This window comes from Mycobacterium sp. UM_WGJ, assembly GCF_000455125.1.
Lineage (GTDB): Bacteria > Actinomycetota > Actinomycetes > Mycobacteriales > Mycobacteriaceae > Mycobacterium.
In genome coordinates, this window is sequence record NZ_AUWR01000016.1 from 64,264 (window position 1) to 77,914 (window position 13,651).

11 protein-coding genes and 1 tRNA gene are annotated in these 13,651 nt (G+C 68.7%); 4 read left to right on the forward strand and 8 right to left on the reverse strand.

The genetic code is table 11. The features are described from left to right. Positions 1–30: 30 nt before the first annotated feature. Together N416_RS0107085 and N416_RS0107090 are read right to left on the reverse strand one after the other, a co-directional pair. Positions 31–978 carry a 2-hydroxyacid dehydrogenase gene (locus N416_RS0107085; RefSeq protein ID WP_196805109.1) on the reverse strand — a complete coding sequence of 316 codons (948 nt, stop codon included), beginning with the start codon at positions 976–978 and terminating at the stop codon, positions 31–33. A gap of 2 nt (positions 979–980) precedes the next feature. Further along, entirely contained in the window at positions 981–1,622 is a 642-nt protein-coding gene (locus tag N416_RS0107090) for a TetR/AcrR family transcriptional regulator (protein WP_024441425.1), read from the reverse strand. Between the two features lie 91 nt (positions 1,623–1,713). Between N416_RS0107090 and N416_RS0107095 the strand changes: the two genes are divergently transcribed. Beyond that, complete coding sequence (locus N416_RS0107095; RefSeq protein ID WP_024441426.1) at positions 1,714–2,289, forward strand: VOC family protein; 576 nt, start codon at positions 1,714–1,716, stop codon at positions 2,287–2,289. A 132-nt stretch (positions 2,290–2,421) separates the two neighbouring features. On the opposite strand, the gene selB is transcribed toward N416_RS0107095, so the two are convergent. The 3 genes from selB to N416_RS0107110 form a co-directional block, all read right to left on the reverse strand. Then, positions 2,422–4,218, reverse strand: coding sequence for a selenocysteine-specific translation elongation factor (gene selB / locus N416_RS0107100; RefSeq protein WP_024441427.1), 1,797 nt, complete (start codon positions 4,216–4,218; stop codon positions 2,422–2,424). A gap of 2 nt (positions 4,219–4,220) precedes the next feature. Continuing rightward, positions 4,221–5,528: an L-seryl-tRNA(Sec) selenium transferase gene (selA, locus tag N416_RS0107105; RefSeq protein WP_024441428.1), complete on the reverse strand. Its 1,308-nt coding sequence runs from the start codon at positions 5,526–5,528 to the stop codon at positions 4,221–4,223. 22 nt (positions 5,529–5,550) lie between these two features. After that, positions 5,551–5,645: transfer RNA gene (locus N416_RS0107110), tRNA-Sec, on the reverse strand. A gap of 77 nt (positions 5,646–5,722) precedes the next feature. Here N416_RS0107110 and selD point away from each other — a divergent pair. After that, positions 5,723–6,703 (forward strand): selenide, water dikinase SelD, encoded by a 981-nt coding sequence (gene selD / locus N416_RS0107115; RefSeq protein WP_024441429.1) that lies wholly within the window; start codon positions 5,723–5,725, stop codon positions 6,701–6,703. A 30-nt stretch (positions 6,704–6,733) separates the two neighbouring features. After that, complete coding sequence (locus N416_RS0107120) at positions 6,734–7,153, forward strand: hypothetical protein (protein ID WP_024441430.1); 420 nt, start codon at positions 6,734–6,736, stop codon at positions 7,151–7,153. Positions 7,154–7,169: 16 nt separating this feature from the next. Here N416_RS0107120 and nrfD read toward each other — a convergent pair whose 3' ends face one another. From nrfD to fdh, 3 genes are read right to left on the reverse strand one after another with little or no spacing between them, the layout of a single operon-like run. After that, positions 7,170–8,225 carry an NrfD/PsrC family molybdoenzyme membrane anchor subunit gene (nrfD, locus tag N416_RS0107125; protein ID WP_024441431.1) on the reverse strand — a complete coding sequence of 352 codons (1,056 nt, stop codon included), beginning with the start codon at positions 8,223–8,225 and terminating at the stop codon, positions 7,170–7,172. Next, on the reverse strand, positions 8,222–9,193 hold the full coding sequence (locus N416_RS0107130) for a 4Fe-4S dicluster domain-containing protein (RefSeq protein ID WP_024441432.1): 972 nt from the start codon (positions 9,191–9,193) through the stop codon (positions 8,222–8,224). Before N416_RS0107130 ends, nrfD begins: the two co-directional genes overlap by 4 nt. Next, positions 9,193–12,483 carry a formate dehydrogenase gene (fdh, locus tag N416_RS0107135; protein WP_081654486.1) on the reverse strand — a complete coding sequence of 1,097 codons (3,291 nt, stop codon included), beginning with the start codon at positions 12,481–12,483 and terminating at the stop codon, positions 9,193–9,195. Before fdh ends, N416_RS0107130 begins: the two co-directional genes overlap by 1 nt. Before the next feature lie 90 nt (positions 12,484–12,573). On the opposite strand from fdh, the gene fdhD reads away from it, so the two are divergent. Further along, positions 12,574–13,395: a formate dehydrogenase accessory sulfurtransferase FdhD gene (gene fdhD, locus N416_RS0107145; protein ID WP_024441435.1), complete on the forward strand. Its 822-nt coding sequence runs from the start codon at positions 12,574–12,576 to the stop codon at positions 13,393–13,395. Positions 13,396–13,651: the final 256 nt, after the last annotated feature.

A 13,651-nucleotide genomic window follows, 5' to 3' on the forward strand; every position in this document is an offset into this window, starting at 1 on the left:
AGTGAATCTAACAACCAGTCGGTTGGTTGACTACGGTTGGTTGACGACGTGGGCCAGGGGCTGCCCGTCGCGCAGCCGGCGGCAGTTGTCGACAGCCGCAGCCAGGTAACGCCGCATGGTGTCGGCGGTGTACCAGCTGACGTGCGGGGTCAACACCACGTGCTCCAGCCCGAGCAGCGGATTGTCCGAGGTCACCGGCTCGACGGCGAACACATCGAGCCCGGCGCCGGCCAGCCGCCCGCCTCGCAGCGCTTCGGCCAATGCGGCTTCGTCGACGATCGGACCGCGCGCGGTGTTGATCAGCACGGCCTCGGGTTTCATCTGCGCCAGGGCAGTCCGGTCGATCAAGCCCTCGGTGGCGTCGGTCAGCGGAACGTGCAGCGAGACGATGTCCGATGCGGCCAGAAGTTCCGGCAGCGGCCGCCAACCGGGCGTGCCGTCATCGCGGGTGCTGGTGTGCAGCACCTGCGCGCCCATGGCGGCCACGATCCCGCCCACCCGCTGGGCGATACTGCCGAAACCGACCAAGCCGACGGTGCAACCGCCGATGTCGCGGCAGCGCTCGCCGAGATCGGGGTCGGTCGGCCAACCGCGGACCTCGCGGGTCGCACGATCCAGCGGCAGCAGTCGGCGCAGCACGGCGAGCATGAGCAGCACGGTGCCCTCGGCGACCGATGCGGCATTGGCGCCAGGCATGTTGGATACCGCGATGCCGCGTTGGGTCGCGACGTCGACGTCGATGGTGTTGATGCCGACACCGAACTTGTGCACCAGTCGCAGCCGAGGTCCGCTTCGCAGGTCGTCGCCCGAGAGCGGCCGCAGCACATGCCAGAGCACCTCGGCATCAGCCAGTTCGCGACGAAACGTGACGTCGTCGTCGGCGGCGCACCACCGGATGTCCAGCCAATCAGACTCGGGTGCAACGAATTCCTCGACCTTCGGCCCGGGAATGAAGTGCGCCAGCACTCGCAACACCATGCTTAGGAAGTCTCCTCGGTGTAGATGGCTCGATAGAACACGTTGGCCAGCGTACGAATACACGCTGCGTCATTGGGACCGTCGTCGTCGCGGGAGGTGGCGAGCTGGACATAGCAGAACTGGTTGAGCATCGACACGATCGCCACCGCGAGCAACGCCGGGTCGTCATCGGTGCAGTAACCCTCGGACTGGGCACGCTTGACCGTTTCGGTGATGTGGCCGACGGGAACCGCGCAGATCTCCGCCCAATACCGGGCGAAGTCGTCGTTGACCATGGCCAGCTGGGAGACGCCGACCATCTCTGCCAGCCGATTGCGGTAGGTGTACCAATGCGCGGCCGTGGCCTGCTCGATCCGTTCGCGGTTGGACTGGCCGTGCCGCACCGTGCTGGAGGCGCGCTCGCCGGCCTCGTCGCGGAAGCGCAGCGCCCATTCGCGGACCATCGCCTCCTTGGAGTCGTAGTAGTTGTAGAACGACGCGGCCGATCGGCCGGCCTCGGCCGTGATGTCGGCGATGGTGGCTGCCAGAACTCCCTTGCGAGCGATCACCGCGCGCGCCGCGGCGTCGATCGCGGCTTGGGTGCGTCGACCCCGATGTGTCGGCAACGGGTCGCGGCGGCCAAGCTGCTCGGGGCTGGTCGACACCGGAACACACTTCCTGTCTTGGTAGGGCTGGATCAAACCTGAATCTGATGTTAGATTCAGATTCAGTTCTTGACCAGAGGAGTGTTCGCGCATGATCAAGCCGCACGGTGTCAACACCGAATTCGAAATCAGCGGGATCAATCACGTGGCGATGGTGTGCTCCGACATGGAACGCACCGTCGACTTCTACAGCAACATCTTGGGCATGCCCCTGATCAAGTCGCTTGACCTGCCCGCCGGTATCGGTCAGCACTTCTTCTTCGACGCCGGTAATGGGGACTGCGTGGCCTTCTTCTGGTTCCGCGACGCCCCCGACCGGGTGCCCGGGATCTCATCACCGGCGGCCATCCCCGGAATCGGCGAGATCACCAGTGCGGTGAGCACGCTCAACCACCTGGCCTTCCATGTGCCGGCGGACAAGTTCGACGCCTACCGGCAGCGATTGAAAGAGAAGGGCGTGCGGGTCGGCCCGGTGCTCAACCACGACGATTCCGAGTGGCAGGCCAGCCCGACGCTGCACCCGGGCGTGTACGTCCGCTCGTTCTACTTCCAGGACCCCGACGGAATCACGCTGGAATTCGCCTGCTGGACCAAGGAATTCACCGGCGACGAAGAGCATGTCGCACCCAAGACGGCAGCCGACCGGCGCGTCCCGGCCAGCACCTAGAAACTGCGTCTTCGCGGCGCAAGGCTGATCACCCGGCCGGGGGCGGCGAGGCAGGTACCGGTGGCGGCGGCCGGCGTGGTGGCTCGCAATCGCGACGTACCGGGCATGTTGCCGGCAGTCAGCAGGCGTTGATCAGCGCACCACTTCCCGGTACACCGCATCGATTCGGCGGGTCCAGCCGCGGGCGTCGAGGTGTTCCAGCAGCGGGATTGCGACCCGTCGGGTGGTGTTCAACGCCTGCTTGGCCTGGGTTGCGGTGAAAGGCTGCGCCAGCGAAGCCAATTCACGCATCGCCAACGCCGGGGCAGTCGGGAGCAGCACCAGATTCTCGGCGAGCCGCAACAGCCGCCCGACCCGTTCGGCCGCCGCCAGCTCCCGGACACCCAGGTGCAAAGCGGACAGGTCGTCGGCCTCCGGGGCGTGAAACGGGGCCGCCGCCAGCCGGGATTCCAACTCGGCGATCGCCTCCTCGGCAGGGCCGAGATCCCCGGCCCCGTCCGGCAGCCGAATCAGCCCGTCATCCTGCGCCAACCCCGCGTCGGCTATCAGCTCGTCGAGCAGTGCGGGATCCGGCAGCGACAGCAGATCCGCCGCTGCGCCCCGCGACAGCCCGGCGGACAGTGGATCACGCTCGCGCAGTTCACGTGCCGCGGCCTGCAACCGGTTCCGCCAAACCTCATACGTCGCGGCGTGCACCCACCAGCCGCCGATCGCCCTCGCCTCCGGCGGTTCCGGGGGGAGCACGTACCCGAGCAACCGCAGCCGGCGCTGCGAGACCGCGCCGCGGCGGGCCACTTCGGCCATGACCCGCAGTGCCTGGTCGGCCGGATCGGCGCCGGCGAGCTCGTCGGCGCGACGGGCCGCGTCACCGCGCCGCCGCAGCGCCGGCGGATCGGCGTCGAGCACCACCACCCCGCCCAGCACGCGACGGGCCCCCGGATCGCGTAGTGCCAGACGATCGGAAAACATCAGCGGGAGTGGGTGTTCCAAAGTGATCCTGGCGTGCTCAGCGTCAAGGAGTCGTAGCCGGGCGGGCACTGCGGCCGTGCCCAGGTGCACCACAAGTCGCTCGGGTGCCTCGGTCAGGGCACAACCGGTGCTGTGCCGGACGTCGACCACGGTGCTGGTCAGCCACTCATCGGAGCTGACCAGGGCGTTCCCGCGGCGCACCTCGCCGGATGACGCCCCGCGCAGATTGACTGCAACCCGCACGGTGGGGCGCAGTGCCGAATGCGCCTCGCCGCAGCTCTGCAGCCCGCGGATGACCACCGCGCGCGAACGCCCACGATCCAGCAACTGCAGGTGATCGCCGGTGGCCAACGCGCCCGCGGTCAGGGTGCCGGTCACCACCGTCCCGGCTCCGGTGATGGTGAACGAGCGGTCCACCCACAACCGAACGCGCCCCGCGCTCGACGGCGCCGGCAGCTCGGCCAGCAGGTCGTCGAGCGCAGCACGCAGTGCGTCCATGCCGGTACCGTCCAGCGCTGACACGGCAACGATCGGGGCGTCACGCAGACCAGTCCGGGCCAGCTCGGTGCGTACCTGTTCGGACACCTCAGCAACACGTTGATCGCCGGCCCGGTCGACGCGGGTGAGCACCACCAATCCCTGCGTAATGCCCAGGGCCGCAATGGCGTCACGGTGATCATCGGACTGCGCCCGCCAGCCCTCGTCGGCGGCGACCACGAAGCACACCACCGAGGCCGGTCCCAGGCCGGCCAACGTGTTGGGCAGAAACCGTTCGTGGCCCGGGACATCGACGAAAGCCACCCGCCGCCCCGACGGCAGCGCGGTCCAGGCGAAACCCAGGTCGATGGTCAGTCCGCGCCGTCGTTCCTCGGCCCAACGGTCGGGCTCCATCCCGGTGAGTGCCCGCACCAGGGTGGATTTGCCGTGGTCGACGTGGCCGGCGGTGGCAACGACAAACACGCTCACCCGACCCGGTCGAGCGCGGCCCGCACCGCGGTCAGCAACCGACCGTCGTCGGCCTCCGGCACACAACGCAGATCGATCAGGCAGGCGCCGCCGTGCACCCGTGGCAGCACCGCGGGATCGCCGGTGCGCAGCGCGGTGGCCGCGGCCTCGGGCAGCCGGACCGCCCAGCCCGGCAGCGGGACTCCCGGGGCACCGCCGCCGCCGACGCGGCCGTCGTGGGAGACGACGGTGGCACCGACGGCGGCTGCCAGCCGCTGGGCGCGGGCATGCAATTGGTCGGGGTCGGCGTGCAGCGCCCGGGTCACCGGTGCGGCGGCCCCGCAAACCGTGGCCTCGAGGGCGGCCAGGGTGAGTTTGTCGGCGCGGACCGCGCGGGCTAACGGGTGCCCAGCGAGCTGGGCGATCAGCCCGGCCCGGCCCAGTACCACCCCGGCCTGCGGCCCCCCGAGCAGCTTGTCGCCGCTGGCGGTCACGATGTCGGCGCCGGCGGCAAGCGTGGTCGCCGCATCCGGCTCGTCGGGCAACAGCGGATCGGGGGCCAGGAGTCCACTGCCGAGATCGGCCACCAAGGCGACGTCGTGTTCGGTTGCCAGTGGCCGCAATTGCGCCACCCCCACCGCCGCGGTGAACCCGTGGACGGCGAAATTGCTGGGATGCACCTTGAGGATGCACCCGGTCTGCGGCCCGACGGCCTCGGCATAATCGCGCAGGTGGGTGCGGTTGGTGGTGCCGACCTCTCGCAGCCGCGCCCCGGTGGAGGCGATCAGGTCCGGTAGCCGGAATCCGGCCCCGATCTCGATCAGTTCGCCCCGGCTGACCACCACCTCCCGGCCGGCGGCCAGTGCCGTGGTGGCCAGCACCAGGGCCGCGGCACCGTTGTTGACCACCAGGGCGTCTTCGGCGGCCGGGCAGGCCACCAGCAGGGCGGTCCGCGCCGCGACACCACGTTTGGAGCGCGCGCCGGAGACCAGGTCCAACTCGACGTCGACGTACCCGCTGGCCGCCACCAGCGCCTCGACCGCGGCCGCTGAGAGCGGCGCTCGCCCCAGGTTGGTGTGCACCACCACCCCAGTGGCATTGAGCACCGGCCGCAACGTCGTCCCGTGTTGTCCTGAAAGACCCTCCAGGACAGTGCTTTCAACCTGGGCCGGCGCCAGATCGCCGCGTCGCGCCCGATCCTGGGCGTCACGCACCAAGCCGCGGACCACATGCTCGCCCAGTCGGGCACGGGCGGCGCGAACCGCGGGCAGCAGCAACAGTGCGTCGGTGCGTGGAATGGCGCGGCGCGGATCGGTGTCGGTCACGGCTCCTCCTCCGATACGCGGCTGGCGGAGGCGGACGGGAATCGAACCCGCCAGGCCGAGCTACTCGGCCTCACCGGTTTTGAAGACCGGGGAGCCCACCAGGACTCAGACGCCTCCGCTGATCAACCTAGACCTTCGGCCGATTCTGGCGCGATAACGACCGGCCAGGCCGCCCAACAGCTCATCATGGACGCATGACCGAGATGCGATTGACCGGCTATGCCCACGGCGGCGGATGCGCGTGCAAGATTCCCCCCGGCGAGCTGGAAGACGCGGTGCGCGGTTTGACCGGGCAGTCCGGGAAGAACGTTCTGGTCGGCCTCGACGACGGCGATGACGCTGCGGCTGTTTTGGTGCGGGACGACCTCGCCGTGCTGTCCACCGCAGACTTCTTCACCCCCGTCGTCGACGACGCTTATGACTGGGGCCGGATTGCTGCCGCCAACGCGCTCTCGGACATCTATGCGATGGGCGGGCGCCCGGTGGTGGCGATCAACCTGGTCGGGTGGCCGCGGGAAACGCTGCCCCTGGAGCTGATGACCGAGGTGCTGCGCGGTGGTCTGGCGGTCGCCGAACAGGCGGGCTGCCCGGTGATCGGCGGCCATTCGATCGACGATCCGGAGCCCAAGTACGGCATGGCCGTCACCGGGGTAGCCGACCCGAACAAGTTGCTGCGCAACGATGCCGCGCAGCCCGGCCTACCGCTGACGCTGACCAAGCCGCTGGGGGTGGGGCTGCTCAACAACCGGCACAAGCGCACCGGCGAGGTGTTCGACGAGGCGATCGCGACCATGGTGGGGCTCAACCGAGACGCCGCCGAAGCCGCCTTGTCGCTGGGGGTCAGGGCGGCCACCGACGTCACCGGGTTCGGGCTGCTCGGCCATCTGTACAAGATGTGCCGGGCGTCGGGGGTGGGTGCGGTGCTCGACCGGTCTGCGGTGCCGATGATCACCGGGGCGCAAGAAGCACTACGTGACGGCTACGTCTCCGGCGGCACGCGCCGCAACCTGGACTGGGTGCGTCCACACCTGCGCCCCGGTCCCGGAATCAGTGAAGACGACCTGCTGCTGCTGGCCGACGCCCAGACCTCCGGGGGTCTGCTCGTCGCCGGAGAGCTACCCGGCCACCCGGTGATCGGACATACCGTGGCGGGCAGCGGAATTGACGTGTTATGAGCTGCAACTCTGATAAGTTCCTCGATCACCATGAACCTTTCTCGGCGCATTGTTCGCAACTCGTCTCGCACGGTGGCCATCTGCGCCGCCGCAGCCATCGCCGCCGGGCCGGCATACGCCGATCCGCCGCTGCTCAACGGCGAATACCAGGGCGCCGACCAGGAGTTCGCCTGGACGATCGCCACCAGCTGCAGTCAGGCCGACTGCAATGGGACCGTGTCCAGTAATCAGGGCTGGACCAGTCCCATGAGCCTGATCGACGGGCGCTGGCAGTTCAGCGTCACCAAACCGGACGGGGCGATCTGCGCGGACGGCAACTACGCGCCGACCATCATCCGGGTGTCGATCGACCCGGTTTCGCTCGGTGGTGTGGTCACCAACAGCTCCAACGGGGAATGCCCGGGAAGTACCCTGTCCTCCACGCCCTTTCAGCTGCACCAGCTGGGCTGACCCATCCCGGCGGGCCCTAGTCAGCCGTGGTGATCGAATCCCCGGTGATCCCCGCCGCCTGACGCTCCGCCAGTCGGCGCTTCTGCGGCTCGATGGTGTAGCGTGGGTCCTTCGCCGACGCCATGCCGGCTTCGAACACCCCGAAGCGGGTCAGCGCCGAGGCGCCCAGCAGCGTCAGCCCCGCCAATGCCGCCATGCCGCGCCTGCGCCCGCCCAGCAGCGTCCCCACACCTCCGGCGATCGTCAGCCGTTCGCTCCACCGCAGCATCGCCCCGGCCCGGCCCTCATGCAGCGGCTCGGCGGCGATCGGGTCCATCCGATGCTCCATGGCCCTGGTGGCGATGACATCGCCGAGCACCCCGAGCACCGCCAGGCGCCGGGCCGGCCCGGCTTCACGTACCGGGGTGGTCAGCATGGCCAAGCCACCTGAGGCCAGGCTCGCCGAGCTGACGAACACAAACGGCAAATCACGGTGCGCGCCATGCCAGGTCGGCGTCGCGGTATCGGCCAGCAACACCGCGGTGTAGACGGCCAGTGGCGCCGCGAACACCGCAGCCTCCAAGCCAGCCGGCCGCTCTGCCGCGTGCAGCACGCCGCGCAGCGGGCCCAGCGGTAACCGCCGACCGGTCAACCGATCCAACTCGGCGGCGGCAGCCACCGACGTGCCCGCGCCGAACCCCGCCAGGATCCACGAACCCAGGCTCATCGGCGATGTCAGCTTGATGGTGCGCAGCATGTTGAAAAAGCGCTCCGGGCGGCCGAGGTCGCTGATCAGGGCCGCCGCGCTCAGCACGATCGCCGCCAGCGCCGCCAGCCGAGAATTGCGCCGCAACACTTTTCGGCCGGTCAACTGGGCGCCGGCGGCCAGCAGACCGGAGCCACCCGCCACGCCGCCGAGGAACAGGTAGGCCGCGATCTCGTGTGACCACGGTGCGGGTTTGACCACCGGCCGGCCGTAGTAGGAGCTGAACTGCACGTCGGGGACCATCGGCATCTCCCGGCCACCGTCCCCGCCGCCGCGGCGTCGCCGCTTACCGCCGCCGCGGCGCGGTCCTTCGGCCACCGTGCTCATGAGCGTCCTCCCCAGAAGGCGACCGCCGCGGCGGCCAGCATGCCGGCCGCTGCCAGCGCCGAGCGTTTGAGCATCGCCGGCAGGTCGGCGGTGCCCACCCGGGGGTCGGGCGGCAGGCCGTAGACCTCCGGCTCGTCGAGCAGCAGGAAGACCGAGCCGGTGCCGCCGACCCCGTCATGCTCATTGGCGCCGTAGAGCCGGGCCTCGGTGCGGCCCTGCGCATGGAGCTGGGCCACCCGTTGCCGGGCCCGCTGCACCAGGTCGTCGTGATCGCCGAACCGGATGGACTCCGTCGGGCAGGTCTGCGCGCACGCCGGTGTCTGGCCGTCGACCAGCCGGTCGTAGCAGAGCGTGCACTTCTGGGCGACCCCGGTGTTGGGCACCGGGGTCGGGTCGCGGCCGGTCTTCGGCGCGGCGGTGCCGTCGGTGCGACGCTCGATCACTCCGAACGGGCACGCCGGCACACAGTTGCCGCAGCCGTTACAGACGTCGGCCTGCACCACCACCGTGCCGAACTCGGTGCGGAACAACGAGCCCGTGGGGCAGACGTCCAGACACCCGGCGTGCGTGCAGTGTTTGCAGACGTCCGAGGCCATCAGCCAGCGGAACTGATCGGTGTCGGGTGGCGCGCCGTCCGTTGCGGCTTCTCGGTCATGGGGCATCTTGGGCATCCCCAGGCTGATCAGCCGCCGGCCGGATTCGCGGGCCTCCTCGATGCGGTCACGGCTCTGCTCGATGAACGCCACGTGCCGCCATGTGCTGGCGCCCAGCGCGCCGGTGTTGTCGTAGGACGACCCGAGCAACTCCAGCGGTCCGTCGGCCGGGTTGTGGTTCCACTCCTTGCACGCCACCTCGCAGGCCTTGCAACCGATACAGATCGAGGTGTCGGTGAAAAACCCCTTGCGGGGGCGTTGTGGCGACCACCTGGCGTCGGCGGCCGGGTCGGTCGGCCCGGACAATTGGCCCATCAGTCCCGCCCTTCTGGATCGACAGCCGCATTGCCGGTCTCCGGTGTGGTGCCGGAACGGCTTTGATACTCGTAGATCAGGCGCAACAGTTCCTCGCCCCGCGGCCGCCGGCCCGGTCGGATATCGCAGGAACCGGCCTTGGATTCCTGGATCTGCACGTTGGGATCCAGGGTCACCCCGAGCAGATCGTTGGCGGCGTCGCCGCTGACCATCGCGTCGCCGCCGACCCCCCAGTGGTAGGGCAGTCCGATCTGGTGCACCGTGTGGCCGCCCACGCTCAATGGCGTCATCCGGTCGGTCACCAGCACCCGCGCCTCGATCGCCGCCCGCGGCGAAATAATGGTGGCCCAGCCGAAGTTCTCCAGACCCCGCTCGGCGGCCAGCGCTGGGGAGACCTCGCAGAACATCTCCGGCTGCAGCTCGGCCAGGTAGGGCAGCCAGCGGCTCATGCCGCCCGCGGTGTGATGCTCGGTCAGTCGATAGGTGGTGAACACGTAGGGGTAGACGTCGGCGCCCGGCTCACCGGCACTGGGTGCCGAAAGATTGTCCTTGCGGGGGAACGTGATTCGAGCGGGGTTGCGCTGCTGACGATAGACCGCGTTGGCGACCGGTGACTCCTGCGGCTCGTAGTGGGTGGGCAGCGGCCCGTCCACCACGCCCTTGGGTGCGAACAACCAACCCTTGCCGTCGGATTGCATGACGAACGGGTCGTCGCCGGCCAACGCATCGGGACCGCCCAACGCCGAATTCGGTCGAGCGCCCGGCGCACGGTCGACCACGAAGTCCGGCACGTCGTCGCCCACCCATCGGTGCAGCTGCTCGTCCCACCAGACGTAGCGCTTGCGCTCGCTCCACGGCACCCCGGCCGGATCCGCCGAGGCGCGGTTGTAGAGGATCCGCCGATCCGCCGGCCAGGCCCAGCCCCATTCGGACTGGCTGGGGCTTGGCCCGCCACGGGGCACCCGGCGGGCCGCCCGGTTGACGCCATCGGCGTACACCCCCGAATAGATCCAGCAGCCTCCTGCGGTAGATCCGTCGGCGCGCAGCTCGGTGTAAGAGGACAACGGCGCACCCGCGCCATCGCCGGTGAGCTGATGGCCGTTGATCTCGGCCAGCACGAACTCTGGGTCGGGCTCACCGTGTTCATTGACCGGGTAGTCCCAGGCCAGATCCAACAGCGGGCGGTCCCGCGGATCTGTGGAGCCGGCCAGGTGAGCACGAATTCGGTTGCCCAGCTTGATAAAGAACTCCAGCTCACTGATGCAGTCCCCCGGCGGGGCGACGGCCTGATGACGCCATTGCAGCAGACGCTGAGTTTGGGTGAACGTGCCGGCCTTCTCCACATGACTGGCCGCGGGCAGGAAGAACACCTCGGTCTCGTTGTCTTGCGTGCACAGCTCGCCGGACGCGATCTCCGGGCCGTCCTTCCACCAGGTGGCCGACTCGATCATGTTCAGATCCCGCACCACCAGCCACTTCAGGTGCGACATACCCAACCGTTGTTGCCGGCCGTTCGCCGAACCGACGGCCGGGTTCTGACCGAGCAGGAAGTAGCCCTCCACTTCGTCGTTGAGCATCCCGGTCACCGCCTGGTAGGTGCCGTGTGGTCCGGTCAGCCGGGGCAGGTAGTCATAAGCCCAGTCGTTGTCGGCGGTCGCGGCGTCGCCCCACCATGCCTTGAGCAGGCTGACCAGATACGCGTCGGCGTTGGCCCAAAAGCCCTTCTGGCTCTTGGATCCGACGCGGTCTAAGTACTGCTGCAGGGTGTCGTCGCGTCCGGCCTTGGGCATCGGCAGATAGCCGGGGAGCATGTCGTAGAGCGTGGGGATGTCGGTGGAACCCTGAATGCTGGCGTGCCCGCGCAGCGCCATGATGCCGCCGCCGGGCCGGCCCACGTTTCCCAGCAGCAGCTGCAGGATCGCCGCGGTGCGGATGTACTGTGCGCCCAGGGTGTGCTGCGTCCAGCCCACCGCGTAGGCGAAACAGGTGGTGCGTTCGCGCCCGGAGTTGGCCGTGACCGCACGGGCCAGGTAGTCGAACATCGCGGGGTCGATACCGCAGACGTCGCGAACCATCTCCGGCGTGTAGCGCGCGTAATGCCGCTTGAGGATCTGGAATACGGTGCGCGGGTGCTGCAGCGTCTCATCGCGCCGCACGCGGGCGTGTTCGAGTGCCGGACCGCCGCTCCCGAGCGTCTCACCGGCCGAACGTGCCGACGCACTGGTCCCGTGCTCATGGCCACCCCCGGGCGAGCCGATGTCCTCTTCACCGGCTCCTCGACTTTGATAGGCCCAACTCGACGGGTCGTAGTGCCCGGTCTGCGGATCGAAGCCGGAGAACAGCCCGCCCAAATCCTCGGTGTCGCGGAAGTCCTCGCTGATCAGCGTCGCGGCATTGGTGTAGGCGAGCACGTACTCACGGAACCACAGGTCGTGGGTGAGCACGTGATTGATCAGCGCACCCAGCAGCACCACGTCGGAGCCGGCCCGGATCGGAATGTGCTTGTCGCACACCGCCGACGTTCGGGTGAACCGCGGGTCGACGTGGATCACCACCGCGCCGCGGGCCTTGGCCTCCTCCACCCACTGGAACCCCACCGGGTGGCACTCGGCCATGTTCGAGCCCTGGATGACGATGCAGTCGGCATTCGCCATGTCTTGCAGGGTTTGCGTCGCTCCACCGCGACCGAAGGAGGCTCCCAGACCGGGAACCGTGGCGGAGTGTCAAATACGCGCTTGGTTGTCGACCTGTATCACGCCTGCGGCGGTGAAGAGTTTCTTGATTATGTAGTTCTCTTCGTTGTCCAGTGTCGCGCCGCCCAGCGAGGCGATACCCATGGTGCGCCGCAGCGGCCGGCCCTCGGCGTCGTGGTCCTGCCATGCGTTACGCCGCGAGGCGATGAACCTCTGGGCGACCATGTCGATGGCGGTGTCGAGCTCCAGCGGCTGCCAGCCCGTGGCGCGGGGCGCCCGGTAGAGGACGCGGATCTGCCGGCCGGGTGAGTTGACCAACTGCTCGCTGGCCGAGCCTTTCGGGCACAGCCGCCCCCGTGAGATCGGCGAATCGGGATCGCCCTCGATCTGGACGACCTTCTCGTCCTTGACGTAGACACGCTGGCCGCAGCCGACCGCGCAATAAGGACAGACGCTTTGCACCACTCGATCGGCGGTGGCGGTTCGCGGTGCGATGCTGCGGGTCTGTTCGGAGGTGACCGCCGGCCCGCGGCCGAACACGTCGCCGGTGCGCAGTTGCCGGATTACCGGCCACTCCAGGAATTTTCGCTGAACCATCCTTGCAGCGTAGTCCCGCTGTGCTGGCGTTATGTGCTGTTCGGTGCCAACCTGGCACGGCTCTCGAAGCCGACCCGGGATGATGGAGCGATGAGTCGGACGCAGCGTCGGCGGGTCAGCCGCCGAGTCGGAGGGGAGGCGACGCAGCGGCTCGAGACGCTGGCGGTGGAGGAACCTCTGGAGATCCGGCTGGGTGGTGTGCCGCTCACCGTCACCATGCGCACGCCCGGTTCCGATGTCGAGCTGGCGCAGGGCTTTCTGCTGTCGGAGGGGATCATCGCCGGGCGTGACGACGTGCTGAGCGCGCGGTACTGCGGCGAGTCGGACGGCCCCAACAGCTACAACGTGCTCGATGTGACGCTGGCACCGAACGTGCCGCCGCCGGTGGTCGACATCTCCCGGAACTTCTACGCCAGCTCATCGTGCGGCATCTGCGGCAAGGCCTCACTGGACGCGGTACGGCTCGCCAGCCGGTATCACGCGGGCGACGACCCGGTCGGAGTTCCCGCGGCGGCGCTGACCGCGATGCCCGATCAACTGCGTGCCGCGCAGGACGTCTTCGCCAGCACCGGCGGCTTGCATGCCGCGGCTCTTTTCGACTTCACCGACGGCGGCGCGATGCAGGTGGTGCGCGAGGACATCGGCCGGCACAACGCCGTCGACAAGGTGATCGGCTGGGCACTGGAGCGGCGCCGGATACCGCTGGCCGGGACGGTGCTGCTGGTCAGTGGGCGCGCGTCGTTCGAGCTGACCCAGAAGGCGGTGATGGCCGGGGTGCCCATACTGGCCGCGGTCTCCGCACCATCGTCGTTGGCGGTCGATTTGGCCGGCGAATGCGGGCTGACATTGGTCGCGTTTCTTCGTGGCGACTCGATGAACATCTACAGCCGGGCCGACCGCATCCTCGGCTGACCCTGCGGGCCGGAGATCCCACTCTCCGCATTCGCGGCTATTGTTCCGGTAAAAATCTCGTAAAACGAGGTAAATGCCGTAATATCGATCCTCAGTTATTGACCGGACCGACTCCGCCGGCGTTCGGGCCCGGCAGTGCGGTAGCCGCTCTCAACGACGCGAGCAACGGGCGGTCGTGGCCGCCATGGAACCCGGACGGCGTTGGCCGCGACTAATCGATAGTTGAGAGGAGTGCGGGGATGAGTTTGTTGGATGC